Source organism: Leucobacter alluvii (assembly GCF_039530485.1).
GTDB lineage: Bacteria > Actinomycetota > Actinomycetes > Actinomycetales > Microbacteriaceae > Leucobacter > Leucobacter alluvii.
The window spans coordinates 451,620-477,606 of record NZ_BAAAOP010000012.1 but is presented as its reverse complement, the minus strand read 5'-3'; the positions used below and the strand labels follow the sequence as shown (position 1 = coordinate 477,606).

The 25,987-nt window shown below is 67.2% G+C and carries 23 protein-coding genes; 17 read left to right on the top strand and 6 right to left on the bottom strand.

Features of this window, described 5'->3' with window-relative positions; genetic code table 11:
* Window positions 1–263 precede the first annotated feature (263 nt).
* From sdhC to ABFX18_RS13375, 5 genes are read left to right on the top strand one after another with little or no spacing between them, the layout of a single operon-like run.
* On the top strand, window positions 264–680 hold the full coding sequence (sdhC, locus tag ABFX18_RS13395; RefSeq protein ID WP_336662772.1) for a succinate dehydrogenase, cytochrome b556 subunit: 417 nt from the start codon (window positions 264–266) through the stop codon (window positions 678–680).
* A 17-nt stretch (window positions 681–697) separates the two neighbouring features.
* On the top strand, window positions 698–1,141 hold the full coding sequence (locus ABFX18_RS13390) for a succinate dehydrogenase hydrophobic membrane anchor subunit (RefSeq protein ID WP_090146540.1): 444 nt from the start codon (window positions 698–700) through the stop codon (window positions 1,139–1,141).
* A gap of 45 nt (window positions 1,142–1,186) precedes the next feature.
* The gene (gene sdhA / locus ABFX18_RS13385; RefSeq protein ID WP_200330208.1) at window positions 1,187–3,019 is read left to right on the top strand and encodes a succinate dehydrogenase flavoprotein subunit; all 1,833 of its coding nucleotides are present in this window, start codon (window positions 1,187–1,189) and stop codon (window positions 3,017–3,019) included.
* Window positions 3,020–3,022: 3 nt separating this feature from the next.
* The gene (locus tag ABFX18_RS13380) at window positions 3,023–3,790 is read left to right on the top strand and encodes a succinate dehydrogenase iron-sulfur subunit (RefSeq protein ID WP_090146545.1); all 768 of its coding nucleotides are present in this window, start codon (window positions 3,023–3,025) and stop codon (window positions 3,788–3,790) included.
* 37 nt (window positions 3,791–3,827) lie between these two features.
* Complete coding sequence (locus ABFX18_RS13375) at window positions 3,828–4,811, top strand: YihY/virulence factor BrkB family protein (RefSeq protein WP_200330206.1); 984 nt, start codon at window positions 3,828–3,830, stop codon at window positions 4,809–4,811.
* Here ABFX18_RS13375 and ABFX18_RS13370 read toward each other — a convergent pair.
* On the bottom strand, window positions 4,777–6,570 hold the full coding sequence (locus tag ABFX18_RS13370) for a sigma-70 family RNA polymerase sigma factor (protein WP_346058588.1): 1,794 nt from the start codon (window positions 6,568–6,570) through the stop codon (window positions 4,777–4,779). The genes ABFX18_RS13375 and ABFX18_RS13370 overlap by 35 nt on opposite strands.
* A 293-nt stretch (window positions 6,571–6,863) precedes the next feature.
* On the opposite strand from ABFX18_RS13370, the gene ABFX18_RS13365 reads away from it, so the two are divergent.
* Window positions 6,864–7,106: a hypothetical protein gene (locus tag ABFX18_RS13365; RefSeq protein ID WP_090146551.1), complete on the top strand. Its 243-nt coding sequence runs from the start codon at window positions 6,864–6,866 to the stop codon at window positions 7,104–7,106.
* 71 nt (window positions 7,107–7,177) lie between these two features.
* Complete coding sequence (locus ABFX18_RS13360) at window positions 7,178–8,485, top strand: thymidine phosphorylase (protein WP_346058587.1); 1,308 nt, start codon at window positions 7,178–7,180, stop codon at window positions 8,483–8,485.
* A gap of 51 nt (window positions 8,486–8,536) precedes the next feature.
* On the opposite strand, the gene ABFX18_RS13355 is transcribed toward ABFX18_RS13360, so the two are convergent.
* The 4 genes from ABFX18_RS13355 to ABFX18_RS13340 all read right to left on the bottom strand — a co-directional run bounded on the left by ABFX18_RS13355 (window position 8,537) and on the right by ABFX18_RS13340 (window position 14,048).
* Window positions 8,537–9,460, bottom strand: coding sequence for an ADP-dependent NAD(P)H-hydrate dehydratase (locus ABFX18_RS13355; RefSeq protein ID WP_346058586.1), 924 nt, complete (start codon window positions 9,458–9,460; stop codon window positions 8,537–8,539).
* Window positions 9,457–11,217, bottom strand: coding sequence for a phospho-sugar mutase (locus ABFX18_RS13350; protein WP_428833699.1), 1,761 nt, complete (start codon window positions 11,215–11,217; stop codon window positions 9,457–9,459). The genes ABFX18_RS13355 and ABFX18_RS13350 overlap by 4 nt, the downstream gene beginning before the upstream one ends.
* A 370-nt stretch (window positions 11,218–11,587) precedes the next feature.
* Entirely contained in the window at window positions 11,588–12,748 is a 1,161-nt protein-coding gene (locus ABFX18_RS13345; RefSeq protein ID WP_346058584.1) for a PucR family transcriptional regulator, read from the bottom strand.
* Window positions 12,749–12,812: 64 nt separating this feature from the next.
* Complete coding sequence (locus ABFX18_RS13340) at window positions 12,813–14,048, bottom strand: flavin monoamine oxidase family protein (RefSeq protein WP_346058583.1); 1,236 nt, start codon at window positions 14,046–14,048, stop codon at window positions 12,813–12,815.
* 305 nt (window positions 14,049–14,353) lie between these two features.
* Here ABFX18_RS13340 and ABFX18_RS13335 point away from each other — a divergent pair, with 305 nt between their 5' ends.
* From ABFX18_RS13335 to ABFX18_RS13320, 4 genes are read left to right on the top strand one after another with little or no spacing between them, the layout of a single operon-like run.
* Window positions 14,354–15,484 carry an extracellular solute-binding protein gene (locus tag ABFX18_RS13335; protein ID WP_090146561.1) on the top strand — a complete coding sequence of 377 codons (1,131 nt, stop codon included), beginning with the start codon at window positions 14,354–14,356 and terminating at the stop codon, window positions 15,482–15,484.
* A 5-nt stretch (window positions 15,485–15,489) separates the two neighbouring features.
* Window positions 15,490–16,407 carry an ABC transporter permease gene (locus ABFX18_RS13330; RefSeq protein WP_090146563.1) on the top strand — a complete coding sequence of 306 codons (918 nt, stop codon included), beginning with the start codon at window positions 15,490–15,492 and terminating at the stop codon, window positions 16,405–16,407.
* Window positions 16,407–17,192: an ABC transporter permease gene (locus tag ABFX18_RS13325; RefSeq protein ID WP_346058582.1), complete on the top strand. Its 786-nt coding sequence runs from the start codon at window positions 16,407–16,409 to the stop codon at window positions 17,190–17,192. Before ABFX18_RS13330 ends, ABFX18_RS13325 begins: the two co-directional genes overlap by 1 nt.
* Window positions 17,193–17,197: 5 nt before the next feature.
* The gene (locus tag ABFX18_RS13320) at window positions 17,198–18,379 is read left to right on the top strand and encodes an ABC transporter ATP-binding protein (protein ID WP_090146566.1); all 1,182 of its coding nucleotides are present in this window, start codon (window positions 17,198–17,200) and stop codon (window positions 18,377–18,379) included.
* Between the two features lie 60 nt (window positions 18,380–18,439).
* Here ABFX18_RS13320 and ABFX18_RS13315 read toward each other — a convergent pair whose 3' ends face one another.
* Window positions 18,440–19,792 (bottom strand): MFS transporter, encoded by a 1,353-nt coding sequence (locus tag ABFX18_RS13315; protein WP_346058581.1) that lies wholly within the window; start codon window positions 19,790–19,792, stop codon window positions 18,440–18,442.
* A gap of 311 nt (window positions 19,793–20,103) precedes the next feature.
* Between ABFX18_RS13315 and ABFX18_RS13310 the strand changes: the two genes are divergently transcribed.
* The 6 genes from ABFX18_RS13310 to ABFX18_RS13285 all read left to right on the top strand — a co-directional run bounded on the left by ABFX18_RS13310 (window position 20,104) and on the right by ABFX18_RS13285 (window position 25,986).
* Window positions 20,104–20,682, top strand: coding sequence for a helix-turn-helix domain-containing protein (locus ABFX18_RS13310; RefSeq protein WP_346058580.1), 579 nt, complete (start codon window positions 20,104–20,106; stop codon window positions 20,680–20,682).
* 49 nt (window positions 20,683–20,731) lie between these two features.
* A complete protein-coding gene (locus ABFX18_RS13305) occupies window positions 20,732–21,850 on the top strand; it encodes an ABC transporter substrate-binding protein (protein ID WP_090146571.1) in 1,119 nt (372 codons plus the stop codon).
* An 11-nt stretch (window positions 21,851–21,861) separates the two neighbouring features.
* Window positions 21,862–22,743, top strand: a complete 882-nt coding sequence (locus tag ABFX18_RS13300; protein ID WP_090146573.1) for an ABC transporter permease subunit — start codon at window positions 21,862–21,864, stop codon at window positions 22,741–22,743.
* Window positions 22,743–23,549 (top strand): ABC transporter permease, encoded by an 807-nt coding sequence (locus ABFX18_RS13295; RefSeq protein ID WP_090146575.1) that lies wholly within the window; start codon window positions 22,743–22,745, stop codon window positions 23,547–23,549. The genes ABFX18_RS13300 and ABFX18_RS13295 overlap by 1 nt, the downstream gene beginning before the upstream one ends.
* Window positions 23,533–24,549 carry an ABC transporter ATP-binding protein gene (locus ABFX18_RS13290; RefSeq protein ID WP_346058579.1) on the top strand — a complete coding sequence of 339 codons (1,017 nt, stop codon included), beginning with the start codon at window positions 23,533–23,535 and terminating at the stop codon, window positions 24,547–24,549. The genes ABFX18_RS13295 and ABFX18_RS13290 overlap by 17 nt, the downstream gene beginning before the upstream one ends.
* 66 nt (window positions 24,550–24,615) lie before the next feature.
* Window positions 24,616–25,986: an NAD(P)/FAD-dependent oxidoreductase gene (locus ABFX18_RS13285; RefSeq protein ID WP_346058578.1), complete on the top strand. Its 1,371-nt coding sequence runs from the start codon at window positions 24,616–24,618 to the stop codon at window positions 25,984–25,986.
* The last annotated feature ends 1 nt before the right edge of the window (window position 25,987 follow it).

Here is a 25,987-nt window from a genome sequence, read left to right as displayed (position 1 = left end):
GCGAACCACGGAGCCGGGCGTGCGGAGCGCGCCCGGCTCCGTCTCGTCTCTGCAGCGGACGACCGCGACACGAGGCTGCATCATCAGACGAGCACAGGCGTCTCCCGGCCATCGGGCGCGTGCAGGAGCGCTCACGAAAGGTGTCATAATGGTTCCGCAGTGGATTCTCAGCCATGCTTGGTGACGGGGGTTCCCGCACATGGCGAGATGGCTATGTCAGCCGCCGGGTGACTCTCGGCGAAGCCCGACGAAGGAGGAAGCCCGTGTCAGCCCAAACGGCAGCAGCCGCACCGGTGGCGAGGAAGAAGGTCCGCCCTGGCGGCACCCTCTACCGCGGTAACGAGGGAATGTGGTCCTGGGTGCTGCACCGCATCACGGGTGTCTCCATCTTCTTCTTCCTGCTCGTGCACGTGCTCGACACCGCCCTCGTGCGGGTCAGCCCGGAGGCGTACAACGCCGTCATGAGCACCTACAAGACGCCGGTGATGGGCCTCGGCGAGGCCGTGCTCGTCGCGGCGATCGTCTTCCACGCCTACAACGGCATCCGCATCATCCTCGTCGACTACTGGAGCAAGGGCGCAAAATACCAGCGCACCATGTTCTGGGTCGTGATGGGGCTCTGGGCGGTAACCATGGCCGGCTTCCTGCCCCGCCACCTGATGAACGTCTTCGGTCACTGAGCGCGAGGAGAACAGACATGTCATTGACGATTGATGCTCCGCGCGCGAAGACGCCGGCGAAGAAGCGCACCAACTGGGAGAAGTGGGGCTGGGTCTACATGCGCGTTTCGGGCGTGCTGCTGATCGTGCTCGTGTTCGGCCACCTCTTCTCGAACCTCATGATCGGCGACGGCGTGCACGCCATCGACTTCGGTTTCGTGGGCGGCAAGCTCTCGCAGCCGTTCTGGAAGGTGTGGGACACCCTGCTCCTCTGGCTGGCGCTGATCCACGGCGCGAACGGCATGCGCACCATCGTGAACGACTACGTGACCCGTCCGCGTCTCGCCCAGGGATTCAAGGTCGCGCTGTTCCTGTCGGCCGCCCTGCTCATCCTGCTCGGCACCTTCGTGATCTACACCCTCGACCCCTGCCCCGCGGGAGCGGACCCGGCGCTCGTCGCGTCGTTCTGCCCGACGCCGTAGCCCCCGCGCGCAGCAACGGATTTCGAAACGAAGAATAGGATTCACGTGACCACAGACACCCACCAGGGCGAAGACGTCACCGTCAAGGACGGCGTCATTTATCACCAGTTCGATGTCGTCATCGTCGGCGCAGGTGGCGCGGGCATGCGCGCCGCGATCGAGGCGGGGCCGAAGGCCAAGACCGCCGTGATCACGAAGCTCTACCCCACGCGCTCCCACACGGGCGCGGCGCAGGGCGGTATGGCCGCGGCGCTCGCGAACGTCGAGGAAGACAACTGGGAGTGGCACACCTTCGACACGGTCAAGGGCGGCGACTACCTCGTCGATCAGGACGCGGCCGAGATCCTGGCCCGCGAAGCCATCGACGCGGTCATCGACCTGGAGAACATGGGTCTGCCCTTCAACCGCACCCCGGAGGGCAAGATCGACCAGCGCCGCTTCGGCGGCCACACGCGCGATCACGGCAAGGCGGCGGTGCGCCGTGCGTGCTACGCCGCGGACCGCACGGGCCACATGATCCTGCAGACGCTGTTCCAGAACTGCGTGAAGCTCGGCGTCAACTTCTTCAACGAGTACTACGTGCTCGATCTGGTGATGACCGAGGTCGACGGCGTGCGCAAGCCTTCCGGCGTTGTGGCGTACGAGCTCTCGACGGGCGACCTGCACGTCTTCCAGGCGAAGTCGATCGTGTTCGCGACCGGCGGGTTCGGCAAGATCTTCAAGACGACCTCGAACGCTCACACCCTCACCGGTGACGGCGTCGGGATCGTCTGGAGGCAGGGTCTGCCGCTCGAGGACATGGAGTTCTACCAGTTCCACCCGACGGGCCTCGCAGGCCTCGGGATCCTCCTCACGGAGGGAGCGCGCGGCGAGGGCGCGATCCTCCGCAACGCGTCGGGCGAGCGCTTCATGGAGCGCTACGCCCCCACCATCAAGGACCTGGCGCCGCGAGACATCGTGGCCCGCTCGATGGTCCAAGAGGTGCTCGACGGACGCGGTGCTGGCCCGCACAAGGACTACGTCTATCTCGACTGCACGCACCTCGGTGCGGAGGTGCTGGAGACGAAGCTCCCCGACATCACGGAATTCGCGCGCACCTACCTGGGCGTCGACCCGGTGACGGAGCCCGTCCCCGTGTTCCCGACCGCGCACTACGCGATGGGCGGGATCCCGACGAACAACGACGCGGAGGTGCTCTCCGACAACACCACGGTCGTTCCCGGCCTCTACGCCGCGGGCGAGTGCGCCTGCGTCTCGGTGCACGGCTCGAACCGCCTCGGCACCAACTCGCTGCTCGACATCAACGTGTTCGGCAAGCGCTCCGGCAACAATGCGGCCGACTACGCGCAGACCGTCGATTTCGTCCCGCTTCCCGAGGATCCGGCGAAGATGGTGCGCGAGATGGTCGAGGGCTTCCGCAACGGCACGGGCACCGAGCGCGTCGCCGATCTGCGCCGCGAGCTGCAAGAGGCCATGGACCGCGGTGCGCAGGTGTTCCGCACCGAGGAGTCGCTCACCGAGGTGCTCGGCGTGATCAACGACCTGCGCCTGCGGTACATCAACGTCGGAGTCCAGGATCGCGGCAAGCGGTACAACACGGATCTCCTCGAAGCGATCGAGCTGGGGTTCCTGCTCGACCTGGCGGAGGTGCTCACGTACACGGCCCGCAACCGCAAGGAGAGCCGTGGCGGGCACATGCGCGACGATTATCCGAACCGCGATGACGAGAACTACATGCAGCACACCATGGCGTATCTCTCCGGAGATCCCCACTCGGCTGACCCAGAGGATCACATCCGCCTGGACTGGAAGCCGGTCGTCGTCACCAAGAACGAGCAGGGCGAGTTGCGCTACCCGCCGCTGGAGAGGAAGTACTAGGTCATGAGCATTGCAACTGCTGAAGCTCCCACCGCCGAAGCTCCGGAAGCACCGAAGCCCTTCACGGTGACCCTGCTGATCCGCCGATTCGACCCCGAATCGGGTCGCGAGGCGTTCTGGGAGGACTTCGACGTCGAGATGTACCCGACGGATCGAATCCTCGACGCTCTGCACCGCATCAAGTGGGATCAGGACGGCACGCTCTCGTTCCGCCGGTCGTGCGCGCACGGCATCTGCGGGTCCGACGCGATGCGGATCAACGGCCGCAACCGTCTCGCCTGCAAGACACTGATCAAGGACCTCGACATCTCGAAGCCGATCTACGTCGAGGCCATCAAGGGGCTCCCGCTCGAGAAGGACCTCATCGTCGACATGGAGCCGTTCTTCGCGGCCTACCGCGAAGTGCAGCCGTTCCTCGTCTCGGGTTCGGCTCCCGAGGGCGGCAAGGAGCGTCTCCAGACCATCGAGGACCGCGAGCGCTTCGACGACACCACGAAGTGCATCCTCTGCGCGGCGTGCACGACGAGCTGCCCCGTGTTCTGGACGGATGGGCAGTACTTCGGCCCCGCCGCCATCGTCAACGCCCACCGGTTCATCTTCGATTCGCGCGACGAGAACGCGGAGGTGCGACTCGACATCCTGAACGACACCGAGGGCGTCTGGCGCTGCCGCACGACCTTCAACTGCACCGATGCGTGCCCGCGCGGCATCCAGGTCACCAAGGCCATCGCCGAGGTCAAGGCCGCGATCCGCACCGGGAAGACCGCGTAGGGCACGCCGAGGTTCGCTCCTTGGTTACAGTGGCTGAATGACGTCGCCCCGGAGTTCCTCCACACGAGTGGAGGACTCCGGGGCGACGCGCGTTTCCGAGGTCGTCGAACGCGGCAGACGGCGATGGCGATGGGCCCAGCAGCTGCGACCCGTGCGCACCTACATGCACTTCTCCGACGTCGGCGGAATCGTGCTCTCCGGAGGCATGAGCTACCAGGCCCTCTTCGCCGTCTTCGCGGCGCTCTGGTTGGGCTTCGGCATCTTCGGGATCGTGCTGCGGGGCCGACCGGAACTGCTCGAAACGCTGGTCGCCCAGATCAACCTCTTCATTCCCGGGCTCGTCGGGAGCGGAGGAGCCGTCTCGATCGACGAGCTGATGAGCGCACGCGCCTTCGACTGGTCGAGCGGCATCGCGGGGTTGGTGCTCGTGTGGGTCGCGCTGAACTGGTTCACGGGCACGCGCCGGTCGATCCGCATCATGTTCGGACTCGAGGTGCGTCTCTATCGGAACCCCGTACTGCTGAAACTGCGGGACTTCGTGCTCGCGATCATCTTCTTCGCCGCGATCCTCGTATCAGCGGCGCTCACCGTGCTCAGCTCCAATGTGGCCGACCAGTTCCTCTCGTGGATCGGTGCGGATCATGCGAACTGGTTCGTGGGTACGCTCGGCACCGTTCTGAGATATGCCGCGGTCTATGTGTTCGATCTCGTGCTGCTGGTCGCCATGCATCGCTACCTCGCCGAGGTCCGAGTGCCGCGGTGGCGCCTCATCGTCGGCTGCGGCCTCGGCGCCCTCGTGATGCTCGGACTCAAAGCGCTGGGCGGCGTGCTCATCGGCGGCGCCACGAGCAATCCCCTCCTCGCCACCTTCGCGGTGTTCGCCGGACTCCTGCTCTGGTTCAACCTCATCTGCCGCACGCTGCTGCTGACATCGTCCTGGATCGTGACGGGGATCAATCCGGAACTCGGTCTCCCGAACGATCAGTTCACTGAGTCGCGCAGTACGCCGGGGCACCGCTGAGCTCGTTGCTCGCTTCGAGCGGGAACAGCGTCCACGGAGACGCTCGCCCGTCGGCGAGGCGCAGCTGGATCTCGATGATCGCCGCGGTGGGGTCTCCGACCGATGATGCTCGCAGAGGGATCGGCGTGCTCGTGTACCACCGCGCATCGCCGAGGACCTGCATCTGCTCAGGGTGCTCATTCGTCTGCCCATGATCGATCACGCGCGCGAACACGAGTGCGCCGTGCAGCGCTGAGCGACCCTCGATGTAGACGCGCCCATCGCCGCACCGCGCCCAGCGGGGATCGAACGGAGTCAGCGACGGATCGCCGGTCTCCTGCGGAACGGGATCGGGATCTGGAACTGGATCGGGGCCGGGCTCGGGCTGCGGCTCAGGGGCCGGATCGGGCCGCGGGTTCGGCTCCGGAGACGGCTGCGGTTCGGCCCCCGGGCCCATATCGATGCCCGGTGTCGCATCGGCATCGGGTCCCTGGCTCGGAGGGGTATCGGTGTCGGCCGGCGTCGCTTCGACGACCGGCGAACCGTTCGCCTCAGTGTCTGCTGCGCCCTCGTCGTACGACCGGTCCTCGAACATCGCGCCGGCGTCGCCCTCCGCCGACTCGCTGCTCGACCGGTCGGCGCCGTCCCCGGTTCCCGGCTCCGATCCGTCTTCGCCGTCGCCGTCCGATCCCGCTTCGTCCGCTTCACTCGTCGGTTCGGAGGCGAGCGCCGGCGTGCTCGGCGCGTCGGACTGCGACAGGAAGAGCGCTCCGCCGCCGATGACGATCGCAGCCGCAGTGGCCGCGGCGATCAGCAGGGTGCCCGAAAGGCCGCTCAGGATGCCGCCGGTCGCAGTACCCGCTGCGCCAGCGCCAGACCCGGAGCCGCCGCCGGCAGGAGTGACTGGCGACGCCCCGCCAGTCGCGCCGTGCGGGATGCTCCCTGCGGGGCCCCGTGCGGAATCCGCGGCCAACCCAGCCGCAGTGGCGGGTGTCGTCCCGCCCACACCGCTCAGGAAGCCGAGCGTCGGGCCCCCTCCGAGCAGGACGCCGACGAGTACGAGAGCCAGCTGACGATTGAGGACGGAGTACTCTGCGGCGACACCTGCGCAGCTCTCGCACGTGTCGAGGTGAGCCGACACGGCCCGGCTCGCCGCTGCGGTGAGCTTTCCGCGCTGGTATCGCTGCAGATGATCGAGCGTGGTGCCGCATGCTGCATCGCGAAGCTCGCGATCGATGTGAGCCTCCACCCATGCCGACTGGAGCGCTTCTCGCGCCCGCTTCGCGAGCGCCGAGACGCCGTTGGCTGAGAGCCCGAGAATCCTGGCGACATCGCGCGGAGGCATTCCCTCGACTTCGGTGTACCAGAGCACGGCCTGCCACCGCTCATTGAGGCTCTCGAATGCTCGTGCAGCCGCGTTCCGGTCGAAGGCGCGGTCTTCCCAGGGGCCGGCCTCGGCGAACTCGGGAATGCGCTCCAGCTCGTCGCTCGTGTCCTCCGGCCGGCGCCAGACGTCTGCGGCGATGGTGCGAACCGTTCGGTACATGTACGGCCGGAAGGCCCCGTGCGGGCCGCGGCCGTCGAGAATGAGCTCGAGGATGCGCAGATACGCCTCTGAGACGATGTCCTCTGCAGAAGAGCTGGTTCCGAAGTGGCGAGCAGCCACGAGACCGGCCCGAGAGTGGCGCTGCCAGAGCACCGCGAACGCTGACGTGTCGCCCGCCCTGACGATGTCGAGCAACTCCGCGTCGGAACGCTCCGCGTGCGCTGATTCTGGCATTCGGGGTCTCCTCACGATCCGGCTACCCCTGTGAATGAAAGCTGCGCGAGCGCCGCCTTCTGATCACCGCGACCGTTTCGCGGAAAACCCCCACTTCTAGTATGCGTCGCACTCGCGCGAATCTCGAACGTGAAACATTTTTCGAGGTTTTCTCCAAGCGAGCGTCATGATCCGCCGATCTCCCCGTTATATGTCCGAGCTCGGTTCCCGTCTCCCCAACCCCAGGGACCCCCGGGGCGGGAGCCGAGCGCTCATCTCCGGCCCACCCCTCGATCCCGTTCTGGAGCAGACCGATGCGCACCGCTTCTCCGATCACCCGGCACCTGCGACTGATGGCAGTGCCAGCTGCGGCTGCGGTGACGATCGCCGGAGCGTGGATCGATGCTGCGATAGGGGTGCCGGAACGCACTCGCTCGTCCGACGCGGCCCCCGGCGCGTCATTCGCCGAGACCCTGATCTGCATGAGCGCAATCGGCGCGTTCGGCACCGCACTCCTCACCAGAGTCGGGGCGCGCAGGCGACGGCACCGACTCTGAATCAGCCCGCGCCAGGGAGCGGCGGCGGATCGCCGGCCCTGAACTCTCGCACAGCGGTTTACGCTGGAGACATGGAGCAGCAGCGCGCGGTGGAGCCATACGACGTCGTCGATCTCATCACGACCAAGCGGTTCGGGCGTGCCCTCGATCCTGATGAGATCGCCTGGCTCATCGACGCGTTCACGCGCGGCGTCGTCGCTCCAGAGCAGATGAGTGCGTTGCTCATGGCCGTGGTGATCCAGGGCATGGGGCGTGACGAGATTCGAGCCATGACCGAGGCGATGATCGCGAGCGGCGAGCGAATGGACTTCACGGCCCTCGGGCGACCGGCCATCGACAAGCACTCCACCGGCGGCGTCGGCGACAAGATCACGTTGCCGCTCGTCCCGTTGCTGGCATCGCTCGGGGTCGTAGTGCCGCAGCTCTCGGGACGGGGACTCGGCCATACCGGAGGGACCCTCGACAAACTCGAGTCCATTCCCGGTTGGCGGGCTTCGCTCAGCACTGAGGAGATGATCGCGATGCTCGCCGATATCGGAGGCGTGATCTGCGCCGCCGGTTCCGGACTCGCCCCGGCGGATCGCAAGATGTACGCCCTGCGCGACGTCACGGGCACGGTGGCGGCGGTGCCGCTCATCGCCTCGTCGATCATGAGCAAGAAGATCGCGGAGGGCGCCGGCGGGCTCGTGCTCGACGTGAAGTTCGGGTCGGGCGCGTTTCTCCCCGGGCTCTCGGAAGCGCGGGAACTCGCGACCACGATGGTGCACCTGGGTGCCGACTCCGGGCTCGAGACGGTTGCGCTGCTCACCGACATGGATGCGCCCCTGGGGCGCGCCGTCGGCAACGCGAACGAGGTGCGCGAGTCGATCGATGTGCTCGCCGGGGGCGGCCCGGGCGACGTCGTCGAGCTCACCCTTGCGCTGGCCGGGGAGATGCTCGCACTGGCCGGCATGCCCGACGTCGATCCCGCTCCCGCACTGCGAGACGGGCGGGCGATGGACTCCTGGCGGCGGCTCGTGGCCGCCCAGGGCGGCGACCCGCAGGCCACGCTCCCCGAAGCGCACGAGCACGAGGTCGTGCGGGCAGGATCGGACGGGATCGTGCAGCGAGTGGACGCCCGCGCGGTGGGCGTCGGCGCATGGCGGCTCGGTGCTGGGCGAGCTCGGCCCGGCGATCCGGTCGATCATGCGGCGGGGGTCGAGGTGCTCGTGCGCCCCGGCGACCGGGTCGTCGCGGGCGATGCGCTCTTCATCGCTGGGTGCGACCATGCGGGAAGGATGGCTCGCGGTCTCGAAGTGCTCCGCGGTGCAGTCGAGCTCGGGAGTACCGTTCCCGATCCTCGTCCGCTCGTCGCGGGTCGTATCATCGCCGACGGGTGACTGCGGAGGGGTGACTGCGACCGGTGACTGCGACGGGTGAGGACGCAGGGCTCAGGCCTGTCGAGCGAGGAGCTCCCCCAACACGTGAGGGATCGCGGCGGCTATCTCGAGGGCTATGACCGGGCGGCCTGAACCATCGGCCGATTCATCACCGGAAGCGTGGCGTGCCGCGCGATCGTGCAGCACCGCTGCGGTGGCCGCGAGGCGCGCCAGGAGGCCGGGATCAGAGCGCGCATCTGCGCTCCGACCAGCCACGAGGGCGCCGAGAAGCCCGGCGAGCACGTCACCCGTTCCCGCGCTCGCGAGCCACGGGGTGGCCGGGCCGGAGCGCCGCACCCAGCCGTCGGGGGAGGCGCAGATGGTCACCGATCCCTTCAGCAGCACCGTCGCGCGAACTGCCGACGCGAGCTGCGCAGCGGCTCGTGCCCGGGGCCCCGGCTCGATGCCGCGCGGATCCCATCCTTCTGGCAGGTCACCGAGCCTCGCGGATCGCCACAGCCGCTCGAATTCGCCGCCGTGGGGCGTGAGGATCAGGGGCGCGGCGCGCACCGAATCGTCGACGACGAGGTCGAGTGCTCCCGCATCGACCACCACGGCCGCGTCGCCAGCGAGCAGGCCGCGCAACTGGGTGAGTTCTGCAACCGAACGCGACGTCGCATCGGTACCCGAACCGATGACCCAGGCATCGCAGGGACGGCCCACCGGCGGGCCGATCACCGTCTCGGGTCGCGCCTCGAGCACTGCCGCCGCAGCGGTCGGCAGCCCGTACGGTGGCGCGGACTCGTCATCGGGCGGAACATAGCGCACCATGCCGACCCCGGTGCGCCACGCGGCGCTCACACCGAGCACAGCGGCACCCGGATAGTGAGCGGCACCGGTGCGCATGCCGAGCACGCCCCGCCGATACTTATCGTCATGCGGGCCGGGCGCTCGGAGCATCTCCGCCGCGTCGCGCTCGGTCCAGCGTGCGATCATGCCGACTGCGCTCCCGTCTGCAATCCCTCCAGATACTCGCGAACCGAGCGTTCGAGGTCGCCCAGGGAGTGCTCTGCCGCCGCGCGTCGCTCTGCGGCGGAGCCGACGTCGCTGAACGTATCGAGGTACACCTTCAGCTTGGGCTCGGTGCCGCTCGGCCGAATCATGACCCTCGAACCGTTCGCGAGGTCGTAGCGAAGCACATCTGCGGGAACCTCGGCTGCGCCGGGCACGAGCAGGTCGCGGGTCTCGACGACCGGCGACGCGCCGAGTTCCCGCGGCGGGTCCTCCCGCACGCGAGCCGACAGCGCGGAGGCCGCCGGCATCGACGGCAGCCGGAGCGTCACCTGGCCGCTCGCGAAGTGACCGAAGCGCTCGCTCGCCTCGTCGAGACGGTCCCAGATCGTGCGTCCCTGCGAGGCGAGCTCCCGAACCATGGCGACGGCATCGGCGCTCGCCGAGATCCCATCCTTGTCGCGCACGACCGCCGGATGGATGAGATAGCCGAGCGCCTCTTCGAATCCGAAGACCAGGCCCGGTACGCGCGATACCCATTTGAAGCCAGAGAGCGTCTCCGCATACGTGAAGCCATACGCCTCGGCGACGGCACGGAGCGCAGGGGAGGAGACGATGGTGCACGCCAGGGCACCGCTCACGGTCACCTGGCGCTGCTTCGCGCGTGCAACGGCCCGCTCCGCTGCGCGCCAGCCCAGCAGCAGGCCGAGCTCATTGCCCGTGAGACGCCGATAGCCCGACGCCTCGGCATCGTGCGGGGCTGCGAGGGCGAGGCGATCCGCGTCGGGATCATGAGCCACGATGAGGTCGGCGTCGACGGCGCGCGCCGTTCGGTATGCGAGGTCGAGTGCGCCCGGCTCCTCCGGGTTCGGGAAGTCGACGGTGGGGAAGTGGCCGTCGGGCAGCAGCTGCTCCCGCACGGGGATCACTCGGGGGAGGCCTGAGGAGCGGAAGACGCGCTGGGCGAGGTCGGCCCCCACCCCGTGCATGGCGGTGTAGACGACGCGGATATCGGTGTCGGTGCCGATGGGCACGCCTGGGGCGTCGAGTCGCTCCGGCAGACCGGCGAGCACGGCGGCCGACGTCTCCGACACGTAGGCGTCGGCGACACCGCCGCCCAGCACCGAGTACCCGTGCGCACGCGGAATCTGCCCCACCGGGGTGGCGGCGATGCGTTCGATGTGAGCGGCGATCGCGGCGTCCGTCGGAGGAGCGATCTGAGAGCCCGCGTCCTCATCGCCGAGATACACCTTGTACCCGTTGTCGCGCGGGGGATTATGGCTCGCAGTGATCATGATGCCCGCCGACACATCGAGGTGCCGGACGGCGAAGGCGGTGAGCGGAGTCGGGCCCGCTTCGGGCAGCAGGTATGCCGAGATGCCCGCACCGCTCATGACCTCCGCCGCGTCGCGCGCGAACGTCGCGGAGCCGATGCGCCCGTCGTATCCGATCACCACGGAGGGTGCATCACGGGACGCACGTCGCTTCGCCGCTTCCCAGAGGTATGCGGCGAAGCCGGCGGTGGTCTGCGACACCACGACGCGGTTCATGCGCATCGGGCCGGCGCCGATCCGCCCGCGCAGGCCCGCCGTGCCGAACGCGAGACGGCTGCCGAAGGACGCCGACAGCTCGCCGATGGCCGCTTCGTCACCGCGCCTTGCTCGCTCGATCAGCGCTCGGGCCTCGGCGCGCGTGCTCGCGTCGATGTCGGCGTCCGCCCAGGCCGTCGCCTCGGCGATCATCGTTTCCAGGTCGGCGGTGGTCAGCTTCTCGTCGTCGCCCGCATTCCGCGCAGCATCGGCTGCGCGCGCCCTCCGCGGAGAGTGTGTTTCGGATGATGCCATCGCGGCGTCTCCCTTCCCCTGGTCATGCCCGTTTCAAGCTACCACTCTCGGGCTGGAGCCATGCCGCCGTGCGATGATGGTGTGCGCGTTCGAACTGCGAATGCACCTGCGTCGAGGGGAAAGTCCTATGTGCTCACCGGTTCGTTGTTCCACGTGCAACAGAGTGACGTGGACCGGGTGCGGCCTGCACATCGAAGAGGCGCTCGCCGGGTTCGAGAAGGATCAGCTCTGCACCTGCGAGCGGTAGCGGTCGCGCGTCTGCTCTCGCTCACGTCAGGTCGGCGCTGGCCTCGCTGATCGAGTCGTCGGACGGCTCGAGATCACCGCACCCGATCGCTGCCTGGATCGCGAGCCAGCATTCTGCCGCGTCCTCCATCGAGGAGAGATTGCGATCGATGATCTTCTCGATGCGCGAGATGCGCGCGATCAGCGTCTGGCGATGCACGTAGAGCCGCTCTGACGCGCGGACCCAGCTTCGGTTCTCCTCGAGGAATGTTCTGAGCGTCTGCGTCAGTGCCGTGCCGCGCTGTTCGTCGTAGGTGCGGAGCGGACCGAGTACCTGCCGCGCGATGCGTCGGAGCTGATCGGGGTCGCTCGGCAAGAAGAGCGACGTCGCGTCGTGCTCGGCGTATGCGAGCAGCCGACCGGATTCGTGATTGCGGATCAGCGCGCGGCGAGCCTGCTGCACGGCGACGGGAAGCTCGTCGATCAGATGGAAGCGGGCGCTCGCACCGATCCCTCCATTGCGCTCTGCGAGGGCCTCGAGCACCGCGCGCGGTTCGGGACCCGACTCCACGAGGAGGAGCAGCTGGCCATCGCGCACGATGGCGAGCATCGCGGTGTCGGCTGCGGCGAAGAGCGACTGCGCTTCGGCGAGCGCAGCCCGCGGATCCTTCGGCTGTGCAACGGCGCAGATGAACGGCGCTCCCACCCCGAAGCCGGAGAGGAGGCGCGCTGCGGCCGTCGAGGGCACCGTCCCGTCGCAGAGCTCGGAGAGGAGGAGCGCTCCGTGCAACTGCTCGAATTGCTTGGAATCCGCTGCGGGGAGGCCGAGGGCGGCGCTCGCGACGACCCGGGCGACCATGCTGAATCGCACGTCGTGCGCGGTCTCGAGCACCGGGAAGCCGATCTGGGTGGCGTGCGCGAGGGCCGCAGCGTTGAACGGCGCCCGCATCATCGTGGCGTCGACGGCGATCGCGGCGATGCCCGCCGCGTACATGCCGTCGAGGTACGCGCACTGCTCGGCGTCGCCGCCCGGAACTGCGATGCCGGTCGTCATGACGAGAGTGTCCGGGCCCAACCAGCGCCAGGGGTCGGCCAACTCGCAGACGTGGGCCCATGACACCGGCCGATCTTCTCCGACACCCGGCGTGAGCGACGACGTTCCGATCGCCCGAAGCGCGAGGAGAGACCCGACCGTGAATGTCATGGCGTCTGCTCGCACCTCGGCGAGGGCGAGCCCGGCCCTCGCTCAGCAGCTCGCGACCGGGGCATCATCTCGGAGGGATCATGGCGGTCAGAATCGCCTCTGCCGCTCGGTACCCTGACGCGACGGCGCCCGACAGCGATTGCGCGGTCCCCGTGTGCTCGCCCGCGATCGCGACGCGTCCGGCCGGCTGCTCGAACGCCCGGGCGTCGCCCGTCTCCCAATCCAGGTTCGCGGCCGAGTACGAACCGCGCGCCCACGGATCGTCGGCCCAAGTGGTCAGGAGAACTTCGCCGTCGATCTCGAGCTCCGGTCTCATGCCGCGCAGCGCGCGCGTCCATCCCTCTGGCCCGTCCGCGACGTTCAACGCGCCGAGTGCGGCGGGCCCGCCGGCGAAGGACGACAGCGCATTGATGCGATGCTCACCGTCGACGGAGAGAGAGCGCCAGGACCACCAGGTGTGATCGGCGTTCTGCAACGCGATGTCTGCATCGACGCGAGCGAGCGGCACCCCCAGCTTCGCGGCGACCCCCATGAACCGGTGGTCGAGCGCGCGCTGCTGCTGCTCCGGCAGCGAGAACCCGAGGTCCAGCTCCCGCAGGAGCGGGAGCGGGACCGCGATGACGGCCGCGTCGGCGTCGAGGCGAGAGCCGTCATTCAAGTGGACCTGCACGCCCATCCCGGACTGGTCGACACCGGTGATCGGATGCTCGAGCCGCACGCGATCGCCGAGCCTGCGCGCCAGCTCGATCGACAGTGACTGATTGCCCCCGACGAATCGCCCGCCGTCTTCGATGTACCCGTTGGCGGTCGACGATTCGTGGAGCAGCACGGCCTCCGCGCTCACGAGGCTCGGATCCGCAGCGGCTGACGTGGTGGTGCGCCGATACACCGGATCGAGCCGGTAGTCGGTTCCCAGGGTTTCCGCGAACACGCGCTCGAGCGATACGCCGGCTTCGCCATCGGCGAGCATGGAGCGTAATACCTCCTGCACCCGCGCGACGGTGTCGTTCAGCTCGGCGAAGGTGATGACCCGGCCATTCACCGTGCGTCGGCCGTAGCGCACGTTGTGGGACATGATCGGCACCCCGACTTCCGCCGAGAGTCGGCGGATGGGGAACTCTGTGGGGAAGATGTACTCGCCGCCGCGCTCGGTCATCTCGCCATTGCCGAGCCGTTGCGACCAGGTGCGGCCGCCGACCCGGTCTCGGGCCTCGAGAACGGTGCACCGGTGCCCGGCCTTGCCGAGCTCCCAAGCGGCGGTGAGACCAGCGAGCCCAGCTCCGATGACGACGACGTCCATACGCGTTCCTCCTTGAACAGCGAGCGATGTACCTCCCCCATCGTAGGATCGAGCCTTCGAAGATGCGAAGTCGAGCAGCGGAATCAGGCCAACTCCTTAGGTTCGTACGATGCCGATGCGCCGATCCGTACGATGCTATGAAACTTCGCGATCGCGGTAACGAAGGGGTAACAGCAAGCGTCATCGGCGCACCGCCGCGGCTACCTTCGGGAAGACCCGCCGAGCCCGGATTCGTGCATGACTCGCACGATTCGGAAGCACATGCTTCGGACGCGGGGACCCGTCACGATGAAGTGAGGAACGAAATGACTATTCTAAAGAATGCCCGAACGCGGCGAGGAGTCGCCGTCGTCGCGGGTACGGCCGCGCTCGCACTCGCACTGATCGGGTGCAGCGGCGGTGGCGCCGACCAGGAGCCCCCGCCGGAGCGGGACCTTGGTACTCCGGTTGCGGGGGAGATCGCGGAGGGCGCGCTCGACGGCGCCACCTTGACGTTCGCAGGGTCGGGCGGTGTGTTCCAGGACGGTCAGACCGAGGCGCTCTGGGACCCGTTCGCCGCGGCGTCGGGAGCCACGGTCAATCAAGATGCGTTCGACGCGGGCAAGTTGAAGGCGATGGTCGACAGCGGCAACGTCAGCTGGGACATCGTGAACACGACCCAGTTCGATACTGCGCGCGGGTGCGGAACGCTCTACGAGGAGTACGACTACGACCAGATCGACATCTCGAAGATCCCCGAGGGCACGATCACCGACAAGTGCATGGTGCCTCAAATCCTGTACGGCCTCGTGGTCGTGTACAACACGGACGAATTCGGCGATGATCCTCCGACCAGCGCGGCAGATTTCTTCGACACGAAGAAGTATCCGGGCAAGCGCACCGTGAGCCAGTCGACCTACGTCGATCCGCAAACCGTCGAATTCGCGCTCACTGCACAGGGGAAGGATGTGCAGAACATCACCCCCGAAGACATCGAAGGCGCGTTCGACATGTATCGCGAGCTCGGCGACGACGGCATCGGATGGACGACGGGCGCCCAGGCTCAGCAGCAGCTCGAAGCGGGTGAAGCCGTCATGGGGCTCGTCTGGTCGGGCCGCGGATACGGAGCGGCTGCCGCAGGAGCCCCGGTCGCGCCGATGTGGGACGAATGGATGATCATGGTGGATTCGAACGGGATCCCGAAGGGCGTCACCGACAAGCAGGCTGCCTTCGCCGCCGTCAACTACTCGATCGGCGCGGAGCAGCAGGCCAAGATGACCGAGCTCACCTCCTACGGCGGGGTCAACATCGACGCCAAGCCCGAGGTGGACGATCAGCTGGCGGAGTGGATGACGACCGAGCATCTCGATACGGGGATCGCCCCCAACGTCGATTTCTGGGTCGAGAATTACGACGCCCTCGCGGCCGCCTGGGCCGGTTGGGCCACCGGTAACTGATCATCATGACTGAAACCACCGTCGCCGGGGGCGTCGCAGCAGCGCTGACCGCCGCCCCCGGCGCGGATGTCGATGGGCCGAAGCAGCGGGGGCCGAGAAATTGGCGCCCGCTGCTGCTGCTGGTCCCGGCATTCGTGATCGTCACGCTCTTCTTCCTCGCGCCGCTCGTCGACGTGTTCATCCGCTCAGTGACGGACCCGGTGCCGGGAATCCAGAACTACCAGTGGCTCTTCACCACCGAAGCGAACCTGAATGTCGTCATGCGCACGTTCGGCACCGCGATCCTCGTGACCTTCGTGTGCCTGCTCCTCGCGTACCCCTACGCCTACCTGATGACCATCGTGACCGACCGCACCCGCAACCTGCTGCAGCTGTTCATCATGATGCCGCTCTGGACCTCCATCCTCGTGCGCACGCTCGCGTGGATGGTGCTGCTGCAAGATACCGGCCCCATCAACGGGTTGCTGGAATCGCTCTTCGGATTGGGGCCGATTCCGTTGATCCGCACCACGTTCGGCGTGGCCCTCGGCATGTCGCAGGTTCTGCTGCCGTTCATGGTGCTGCCGCTCTACTCCTCGATGGCGAAGATCGACAAGCGCCTGCTGCCGGCCGCAGCGAACCTGGGCGCCAATCCGGTCACCGCGTTCTTCACCGTGTACCTGCCGCTCTCGCGGCCGGGCATCTTCTCCGGCAGCGTCACGGTCTTCATCCTCGGCCTCGGCTTCTACATCATCCCCGCGCTGCTGGGATCGTCGAAAGAGATCATGATCTCCGCGCTCATCCAGCAGCAGATCAGCGTGTTCCTGATGTGGGGACAGGGCACCGCGCTCGGTGTCTTCCTCCTGCTCTGCACCATTCTGATCCTCGTCATCGTGTCGCGGTTCAACAAGCACGGCAGCCTGTTTCCGGGGGTGGACCGCTGATGACCTCGAAGCGTGTTCTCGGCGTGTTCGCCGTGCTGATCGTGATCTGGCTGATCGTGCCGACACTCGTGATCGTGCCCATGTCGTTCAACGAGGCCTCCTCGTTCAACTTCCCGCCCAAGGGGTTCTCGACTCGCTGGTATGAGAACTTCTTCACCGATCCGAGCTGGTTGAAGGCACTGTTCTCTTCGCTCCAGGTCGCGGTGATCACGATGATCGTGGCGACGGCGGTGGGAGTGCTCGCCGCACTCGGCCTCTCGAAAGTGCGTTTCCGCGGAAAGGGTCTCGTCGAGGGGTACTTCCTGCTCCCGCTGATCGTGCCCGGAATAGTGCTAGCGGTCGGCCTCTACTCGCTGTTCCTGCGCCTGGACCTGCTCGGCACCCTGCCCGGCTTCGTGCTGGCGCACACGATCGTCTCGATGCCGCTCGTCATCACGAACGTGATGGCGTCGCTGCAAGGGCTCGACCCGCGGCTCGAACAAGCCTCCGCGAGCCTGGGCGCTGGCAAGATGCGCACGTTCTTCAGCATCATCCTGCCGTTGATCGCTCCCGGAGTGACAGCCGGCGCCCTGTTCGCCTTCGTCACCTCCTTCGACGAGGTGATTCTCTCCCTGTTCATCCAATCCCCCTCACTGCAGACGCTGCCGGTGAAGATCTTCAACAGCGTCACGCAGACCAACGACCCGACGGTGGCCGCTGTCGCCGTGATCACCATGCTCATGTCGGTGATCGTGATGCTCATTGCTCAATTCGCCACACGGAAGAGAAAGCGACCAGTCTCGTGAACGCTATGACCCACAGTGAGATCCCGGTGCCCGACGGGCACGAGCAGGAGCTGCGCGCCGTCGGTTTGAACACCTCGGCGATCCACTCGATCGGCGAGGCGGGCATCAGTCTGAATCGCGTGACGAAGCGCTACGGCGAGAGCACGGTGGTGAACGAGATCGACCTCGTCATCGAACCCGGCGAATTCATGACCTTTCTCGGCCCGTCGGGGTCGGGGAAGACCACGACGCTGAACATGATCGCGGGGTTCACCTCCGTCACCGAGGGGCACCTGCACATCTACGGCAAACCGGTCGCGAAGCTGCCGCCGCACAAACGCGACATCGGCATGGTGTTCCAGAATTACGCGCTGTTCCCCCATAAGACCGTCGAGGAGAACATCGCCTATCCGCTGCAACGACGCAAGCTGAGCAAAGCGCAGCAGAAGGAGAAGGTCGCCGCGGCGCTCGGAATGGTGAGAATGGGGGAGTTCGGCGACCGCTATCCGTCGGAACTCTCAGGCGGGCAGCAACAGCGTGTCGCGCTCGCGAGAGCGCTCGTCTACGAGCCGCGCGTCCTGCTGATGGACGAGCCGCTCGGCGCGCTCGACAAGAAACTGCGCGAATGGCTGCAGACCGAGATCAAGCGCATCCATCGCGAGGTCGGGTCGACGTTCGTCTACGTCACCCACGATCAGGAGGAGGCGCTGTCGATGTCGGATCGCATCGCGGTCTTCAACAACGGCAGGCTCGAGCAGGTGGGCACGTCGGAAGACCTCTACGAGGCGCCTCAGACGCTCTTCGTCGGGCGCTTTCTCGGCGAATCGACCGTGCTGCTCGGCAAGGGGATCGCGGTGGGGGAGCGCCAGACGGCGATCGAGGTCGCCGGCCATCGTGTCGTCGCAGACGGGCAATCGCGACACGAGGATCTCGCGATCCTGATCCGACCCGAGAATCTCCGGCTCGAGCCCGTCGGCACGGTTCCCGGAGAGTCGCAGAACGCGATTCCGGTGACGATCATCGATGTGACGTACCTCGGCGCCTCGCGGAGATACAGCGTGCGGTTGCCCGACGGGAGCGAGGGCGCGGTGCGGCTCGGGCAGGAGGCGCGCATTCACAATCGCGGCGACGAGGTCGCGATGATGTGGGAGGTCGCCTCTGGCGTCCTCCTCATCGACACGGGGGATGCCGGCGAATCGACGACATGAATCGCGAACGCCCGCGCGCACTCGGGAAACCGGGTGCGCGCGGGCGTCGACGAGCGAGCGTCAGGCGTCGATGTCGACGTCCTTCGTCTCCTTCGTGAGCAGCAGTGACACGAACGTCACGAGGCCGGCACCTGAGAGGTACAGGCCGACGAGCAGCGGACTGCCGTCGGCGAGGCCCCAGAGCCACACGGCGACGATCGGAGCGAGCGCGGCGCCGAGAATGGACGAGACGTTGTACGCCACGGCCGAGCCGGTGTAGCGCACGTTCGTCGGGAACATCTCGGGGAGGAACGCGCCCATCGGTCCGAACGTCAGGCCCATGAGCGTGAAGCCGAGCGCGAGGAAGAACATCACCATCGGTGTGCTGCCGCCGCCGAGCATCGGCACGAAGAGCAGACCGAACAGGACGATCGCGCCGGTCACGACGAGCAGGGTCTTGCGGCGGCCGAAGCGATCGGCGAGCGGGCCGGAGACGAGCGTGAAGATGCCGAAGAACACGACGCCGAACACCAGCATCAGGATGAAGGCGTTGTACGTGTAGCCGGCCCCGGGCACCTCCGCGTCGGTCGGACGCGTTCCGTACGTGAGCGTGTACGAGGTCATGAGGTAGAACAGCACGTACGTCGCGAGCATCGCGAAGGTGCCGAGGATCAGACCCTTCCAGTGGAACCGGAACGCTTCCGCGATCGGCATGCGCTTCACTCCGCCCGACTGCTTGGCCTGCTCGAAGGCGTGCGACTCGACGAGCTTGAGACGCACCCAGAGGCCGACGATCACCATCAGCGCTGAGAAGAGGAACGGGATGCGCCATCCCCATTCGAGGAAGGCCGCCGAAGGCTGACCCGGGTTCGCCGGATCGGCCAGCAGGTGGTTGATCACGTAGAAGAGCATGTTCGCGATGATGAAGCCGATGGGGGCGCCGAGCTGCGGGAACGTGCCGTACCAGGCGCGCTTGCCAGCCGGAGCGTTCTCGGTTGCGACGAGCGCGGCGCCGGACCACTCTCCGCCGAGTGCGAAGCCCTGCGCGAGTCGCATGACGAGCAGTAGCACGGCCGCCCACACGCCGATCTGCGAATGCGTCGGCAACAGGCCGATCGCGAAGGTCGCGATGCCCATCGTGAGGAGTGAGGCGACGAGCGTGGTCTTGCGGCCGAGGCGATCGCCGAGGTGGCCGAAGAAGATCGCGCCGACGGGTCGTGCGAGCATCGCAGCGCCGAAGGTCGCGAACGACGCGAGCAGCGCGGTCGTCTCGTTCTCAGAGGGGAAGAAGAGGTGCGGGAAGACGAGCACGGCTGCAGTCGCGTAGACGTAGAAGTCGTAGAACTCGATGGTCGTGCCGACGAGGCTCGCGAGAATCACGCGCGAGCGCGAGTTGCGAGGCTGAGTCGATGGGAGGGAAGTGGTGGCTGACACAGTGCGGCTTTCGAAAAGGATTGCGTGTGTGCGAGCAACTCAAACCCGGATCGGGCTCAGTGCGCGACGTCGGGCGTGCCCGCTTGTGGCAGACCCCGTAATAATACGCAGGATCCGCGCCGATTTCACTTCGGCGCGATCTTGTGTGAGCGCCCGACCACCATGATCTCGTGCGGGAGCTTCGAGAGGAAAGGTCACGAACATGTATCGCTCGTTGCGGGATCGAAGCGGCAACTGTACGGTGGGTCTACATCCACTGAACACTTTGTTCAGTATCCGCACTCGTGCGGTATAGCGGTTCGAGGAGGACCATGTCGGCAGATGATGCGCTGGAACTCGGACGCCGGGTGGCCGCGCTTCGCGAGGTGCGCGGGATGAGCCTGCGCGCGCTCGCCGCAGCCGCGGGCGTGAGTTCGAGTTTCTTGAGCCAGCTCGAGAACGCCCGCACGAATGCGAGCGTCGCATCGCTGCGCAAGATCGCCGTCGCGCTCGGCGTCTCGGCCGCGCAGCTGCTCGACGACAAGCTCGTGCACACGAGGGGCGTGCTTCGCGCTGCCGATCGGCCGACGCTGCCACTCGAGGGAGCCGACAAGTACGTGCTGTCGCTGCCGCCGCTGCGCAATCTCGAGGTGTACGCCGGGCACTTCGAGCCCGGAGGCTCGACCGGATCCGATCTCTACACGCACGGGCAATCGCAGGAGATGCTCGTCGTGACGATGGGCGAGATCATGCTCCAGCTCGGCGACGACCGTTACACGCTGCGCACCGACGACTCGATCGAGTTCCTGAGCTCGGTGCCGCACCGGGTGGCGAACGAATCGGACGCACCCGCGAGCGTGATGTGGATCAACAGCCCGCCGACCCCGGTCGAAGACGTCCACGTCGGCTGACCGAACCCGCCATCGCATCATGTTTGACCATCAATGGAGAGGACGCATCATGAAGAGACGAACCGCCCGCACACTGACGTCGGGCCTGGCACTCCTGGGGGCCGGGGCGCTGCTCGCAGGATGCTCGGCAGCAGGACCCGCCGCGGAGATCGACCTGGGCAGCGGCCCGGCGGAAGCCGGTGTCGTGAAGGAGGGCGCGCTCGACGGGCTGAACCTCACCTTCGTCTCCTGGGGCGGCGTGTTCCAGGAGGGCCAGATGGAGGCCATCGGCACGCCGTTCGCCGAGGAGTCGGGCGCGAATGTGCTCGAGGACGGGCCCACCGAGTACGCGAAGGTGAAGGCGCAGGTCGACAACAACGCCGTGACGTGGGACGTCGTCGACACCGACATCATCTGGGCGCAGAAGCAGTGCGGTGAAGACGGCCTGCTGATGGACATCGACACATCGATCGTCGACACCTCCCACGTGCCGGAGGGCCTGGTCGGCGACTGCTACGTTCCGGCGATGCAGTACGGCTACGTCATCCTCTACAACGCCGACGCATACCCGACGGCGCCGACCGGGTGGAAGGACTTCTTCGACACCGAGGCGTTCCCCGGCAAGCGCGCCATCGCGGGCTTCGAGGATGTCGGACCCGGGGTCTACGAGGGCGCACTGCTCGCCGACGGCGTCGCGGCCGACGAGCTGTACCCGCTCGACATGGACCGGGCGTACGACCGGATCGACACGATCCGCGACGATCTCATCTACTGGAAGACCGGAGCCGAGTCGCAGCAGATGATCGAGTCCGGTGAAGCCGACATGGCGCTCGTCTGGTCGGGTCGCGGCTACGCGGCCGTCGAGAACGGGGCGAACTACAAGCCGATCTGGAACGAGTCGCTGCAGATCGTCGAGGCGCTCGGCGTGCCGAAGGGCGCGGCGAACCCCGACGCTGCGATGGCCTTCCTCAACTACTACCTGGGCAAGGAGCAGCAGGAGAAGCTCACCGAGCTCACCTCCTACTCGCCCGTCCACGATGAGGCGCAGCCCGCGCTCGACGAACTCGGACAGGAGTTCCTCGTCACCGACCCCGCGATCGCCGACCAGATGGTCCCGACCGACGCGGCCTGGTGGGCGGAGAACTACGACGCGGAGCTCGAGCGCTGGATGGCGTGGCTGCAGGGATGAGCTGATACCCCGTGACCACCACGAATCTCCCCGTGGTGCGCGCCGCGAACACCTCGCGGCGCGCACCCGCCCGGGCGCTCCTGCTCCTGCTCCCCGCCTACGCCCTGCTCGTCGGAGTCTTCGCGTATCCGGTGTTCGAGAGCATGTGGCGCAGCGTCACCGAGCCCGAGCTCGGCTTCGGCAACTACACCTGGGCGTTGCAGAACCCCCAGAACCTCGAGATCCTCGGCCGCACGTTCGGCAACGCGTTCCTCGCGACCGTCATCTGCCTGCTGCTCGCGTATCCCTACGCCTTCCTGATGACGGTGGTCGGGCCGCGCGCCCGCGTCGTACTCGTCGTCATCTCGCTGATTCCGTTCTGGACGTCGCTGATGATCCGCACGTTCGCGTGGATCGTGCTGCTGCAGGATTCGGGCGTCGTGAACTCGTTCTTCGAGTTCCTGGGTCTCGGGCCCTTCCAGCTGCTCCGGAGCAACACGGGGGTGCTGATCGGCTTGAGCCAGGTGCTGATGCCGTTCATGGTGCTGCCGCTCTACGCGGTCATGAGCGGAATCGACGGCAGGCTCGTCACCGCAGCGCGCTCACTGGGCGCCCGCCCGTCGATCGCCTTCCTCCGGGTCTTCCTGCCGCTCTCGATCCCGGGTATCGCCGCGGGTTCGCTGATGGTGTTCATCCAGTCGCTCGGGTTCTACGTCACCCCGGCCCTGCTCGGCTCGCCGTCCGACAGCATGCTCGCGCAAGCCATCTACGCGCAGGTGAGCAGCCTGCTCGAATGGGGCAGAGGCGGTGCGCTCGGCGTGATCCTGCTGGTCGCGACGTTCCTCCTCCTCGCGATCGTGGGACTCATCGTGCGCTCAGCACGCCGTAAAGGCCTTGCCGTGGAGGTGTTCTGATGATCAAGATCCACCCTGTCACCCGCGTGGTGCTCTGGGCGTTCAGCGTGCTCGTCGCATTCTGGCTCATCGCGCCCACCCTGGTCGTGATTCCACTGAGCTTCACGGGCAAGGCGTCCTTCGCCTTCCCCCCGGAGACGTGGTCGCTGCAGTGGTACGAGTCGTTCTTCTCGAACCGCGCCTGGACTTCCGCGCTCTCGAACTCGCTGCTCGTCGGTCTGCTGGTCGCGCTGCTCGCAACCGTGCTCGGTCTCCTCGCGGCTCTCGGGCTGCGGGCGCTGACGAACAAGCGGATGTCGACGACGCTTCGCATCGGTCTGCTCGCGCCCATGGTGGTGCCCGGCATCGTTGTCGCCATCGGCATCTACGCCGTCTTCTTGAAGCTCGGGCTCGTCGGCACGGTCGTCGGGTTCGTGCTCGCCCACACGGTGCTCGCGCTGCCATTCACCGTCATCGCGATCACCGCTGGTTTTGCCGGCTTCGACGATCGACTCGAACTGGCGGCGCTCAGTCTCGGCGCGAGCCGGCTGAAGACCTTCCTCACGGTGACGCTGCCGAACATCATCCCCGGCATCGTCTCGGGGGCGCTCTTCGCGTTCGTGACGTCGTTCGACGAGGTCGTGCTCTCGCTGTTCATCAAGAGTCCGTACCTCAACACCCTCCCTGTGCTCATGTACGCGAGTGTCACTCGCGATACCGACCCGACGCTCGCCGCAGCCGCGACCGTCATTCTCGTGTTCACCACCGTGCTCGTCATCGGCGCGCTGGTGCTGACCGGAAGGAAAAATCGTGCCCGACGAGCGTAACCAGCGCGGTGCCGAGATCCTGCTCGCAGGGGTCTCGAAGCACTATCCGAAGTCCATCGCCCTCGACGACGTCTCGCTCAGAGTCGAGGCCGGCGAATTCATGACCTTCCTCGGCCCGTCGGGATCCGGGAAGACGACGACCCTCAACCTCATCGCCGGGTTCACCGATCTCACCGAGGGCTACGTCGAGATCGACGGCCGCCGCATGGACGATGTGCCGGTGCACAAGCGGGGACTCGGCATCGTGTTCCAGCACTACGCGCTCTTCCCGCACCTCTCCGTGCTCGACAACGTGCTCTTCCCGCTCAAGCAGCGCAAGGTGGCTCGGGCCGATGCGGCCGAGCGCGCTCGAGCCGCGCTCGTCACCGCCGGTCTCGAGGGATATGAGGATCGCCATCCCAAGGAGCTCTCGGGAGGTCAGCAGCAGCGCGTCGCACTCGCGCGAGCGCTCGTCTTCGAACCGAAAGTGCTCCTGCTCGACGAGCCGCTCGGCGCACTCGACAAGCAGTTGCGGGAGCGCCTCCAGCTCGAACTGCGCCGCGTGCACCGCGAGGTCGGGCGCACCTTCGTCTTCGTCACCCACGACCAGGAGGAGGCGCTCACCCTCTCCGATCGCATCGCCGTGTTCAACGAGGGCCGGATCGAGCAGGTCGGCACGTCCGAGGATCTGTACGAGCGCCCGGCATCGCTCTTCGTCGCCGGCTTCATCGGCGAATCCACGAAGGTCGTGAGCGACGATGGGCGGAACATCACCGTGGTGCGCCCCGAGCACGGCGAGCTCCACGCGACGCCCGACGGCGCGAGCGCGGGTCACCCGACGGTGCCCGTCACCGTGCGCCAGGCGATCTACCTGGGGTCCGGCTGGAAGTACGAGGTCGTGCTGCCCGACGGCTCGACCGGTGTCGTCCGCGGCACGCGAGGGCTCGACTGGCTGCACGGAGAGAACGAGTCGGCCTGGCTGAGCTGGAACCCGGGAGCGGCCTCGGTCTTCTCCGTCTGACACGCCGCGGCCGCGGCCGCCACATCACGCACCCCATCGCCCGACGAGGCAGAAAGACCGATATTCATGATCAATGGCAACGTTTCCCACTGGTGGCAGCAGATCGGCGCACCGACGCCGCGAGCGGAACTCCCCGGCAACCTGACCGCCGACGTCGCGATCGTCGGGGCCGGGTACACCGGCCTGTGGACCGCGTACTACCTGAAGCAGCAGCGTCCGGAGCTCCGTGTCGTGGTCGTCGAGCAGCGGCACGCCGGCTACGGCGCATCCGGTCGCAACGGCGGTTGGCTCACGAACTCCATCACCGGGGGCCGGGAGCAGTACGAGAAGACCCACGGCCGTGACGCCGTCGAGCGCTTCCAGCGCGCGATGAACGAGACGGTCGACGAGGTGATCCGTGTGACGGAGGCCGAGGGGATCGACGCCGACATCAAGCGGGGCGGCGAGTTCGGGGTCGCCTACACCCCGGCGCAGGAGGCCCGGATGCGGGCGTTCGCCGCGTCCGAGCAGCGCTGGAAGCACACCGATCTCGAGCTCCTGGAACGGCCGGAGGCGCAGGCCAAGATCAACGTCGCCCACACGCTGGGAGCCGTCTGGCATCCCCACGCGGCCCGTATCCAGCCCGCCAAGCTCGTCGCCGGTCTCGCGGCCGCCGCAGAGCGCCTCGGTGTGGAGATCTACGAGCGCACCCGCGTCGTCGAGATCGCTCCGCACCGGGTGCACACGACGCACGGCACGGTCTCCGCGGAATACGTGGTGCGCGCGACCGAGGGCTTCACTGCGAACCTCAAGGGCCTGCACCGGCTCTGGCTGCCCATGAATTCGTCGCTGATCGCGACCGAACCGCTCAGCGCCGAGGTCTGGGACGAGTTGCGCTGGAACCAGGGCGAGGTGCTCGGCGATTTCGCGCACGTCTACATGTACGCCCAGCGCACCGCAGACGACCGCATCGCGATCGGCGGGCGCGGGGTGCCCTATCAGTACGGGTCGAAGACCGACACGGATGGCCGCACGCCCGAGGTGACGGTGGAGACGCTCAGCGAGATCCTGCACCGCTTCTTCCCGCTGACGCGCGGGGCGGCGATCGACCACGTGTGGTCGGGGGTTCTGGGAGTGCCGCGCGACTGGGCGGCCACGGTCGGGCTCGACCGCTCGACGGGGATCGCCTGGGGCGGCGGCTACGTCGGCACCGGAGTCACCTCGACGAACCTCGCGGGCCGCACGATCGCCGACCTAATTCTCGGCAACGACAGCGAGATCACGGGGCTTCCGTGGGTCAATCACCGCGTGCGCAGGTGGGAGCCGGAGCCGTTGCGCTGGCTCGCGACCAAGGGGCTGTACGCGGCGTACGGACTCGCCGACCGCTCGGAACTCGCAGGCCGCAAGCAGACCTCACCCATCGCCCACATCGCCGACGTCGTCACCGGCCGGCACTGAC

Bases quoted from the DNA above. Each gene is read 5' to 3' on its own strand.
- ABFX18_RS13310 (WP_346058580.1), top strand. From the start codon at position 20,104: ATGTCGGCAGATGATGCGCTGGAACTCGGACGCCGGGTGGCCGCGCTT.
- ABFX18_RS13355 (WP_346058586.1), bottom strand. From the start codon at position 9,460: ATGATCGCACGCTGGACCGAGCGCGACGCGGCGGAGATGCTCCGAGCG.
- ABFX18_RS13335 (WP_090146561.1), top strand. From the start codon at position 14,354: ATGACTATTCTAAAGAATGCCCGAACGCGGCGAGGAGTCGCCGTCGTC.
- ABFX18_RS13325 (WP_346058582.1), top strand. From the start codon at position 16,407: ATGACCTCGAAGCGTGTTCTCGGCGTGTTCGCCGTGCTGATCGTGATC.
- ABFX18_RS13365 (WP_090146551.1), top strand. From the start codon at position 6,864: ATGCGCACCGCTTCTCCGATCACCCGGCACCTGCGACTGATGGCAGTG.
- ABFX18_RS13285 (WP_346058578.1), top strand. From the start codon at position 24,616: ATGATCAATGGCAACGTTTCCCACTGGTGGCAGCAGATCGGCGCACCG.
- ABFX18_RS13345 (WP_346058584.1), bottom strand. From the start codon at position 12,748: ATGACATTCACGGTCGGGTCTCTCCTCGCGCTTCGGGCGATCGGAACG.
- ABFX18_RS13295 (WP_090146575.1), top strand. From the start codon at position 22,743: ATGATCAAGATCCACCCTGTCACCCGCGTGGTGCTCTGGGCGTTCAGC.
- ABFX18_RS13330 (WP_090146563.1), top strand. From the start codon at position 15,490: ATGACTGAAACCACCGTCGCCGGGGGCGTCGCAGCAGCGCTGACCGCC.
- ABFX18_RS13380 (WP_090146545.1), top strand. From the start codon at position 3,023: ATGAGCATTGCAACTGCTGAAGCTCCCACCGCCGAAGCTCCGGAAGCA.
- ABFX18_RS13375 (WP_200330206.1), top strand. From the start codon at position 3,828: ATGACGTCGCCCCGGAGTTCCTCCACACGAGTGGAGGACTCCGGGGCG.
- ABFX18_RS13305 (WP_090146571.1), top strand. From the start codon at position 20,732: ATGAAGAGACGAACCGCCCGCACACTGACGTCGGGCCTGGCACTCCTG.
- ABFX18_RS13320 (WP_090146566.1), top strand. From the start codon at position 17,198: ATGACCCACAGTGAGATCCCGGTGCCCGACGGGCACGAGCAGGAGCTG.
- ABFX18_RS13370 (WP_346058588.1), bottom strand. From the start codon at position 6,570: ATGCCAGAATCAGCGCACGCGGAGCGTTCCGACGCGGAGTTGCTCGAC.
- ABFX18_RS13390 (WP_090146540.1), top strand. From the start codon at position 698: ATGTCATTGACGATTGATGCTCCGCGCGCGAAGACGCCGGCGAAGAAG.
- ABFX18_RS13360 (WP_346058587.1), top strand. From the start codon at position 7,178: ATGGAGCAGCAGCGCGCGGTGGAGCCATACGACGTCGTCGATCTCATC.
- ABFX18_RS13350 (WP_428833699.1), bottom strand. From the start codon at position 11,217: ATGATCGCCGAGGCGACGGCCTGGGCGGACGCCGACATCGACGCGAGC.
- ABFX18_RS13340 (WP_346058583.1), bottom strand. From the start codon at position 14,048: ATGGACGTCGTCGTCATCGGAGCTGGGCTCGCTGGTCTCACCGCCGCT.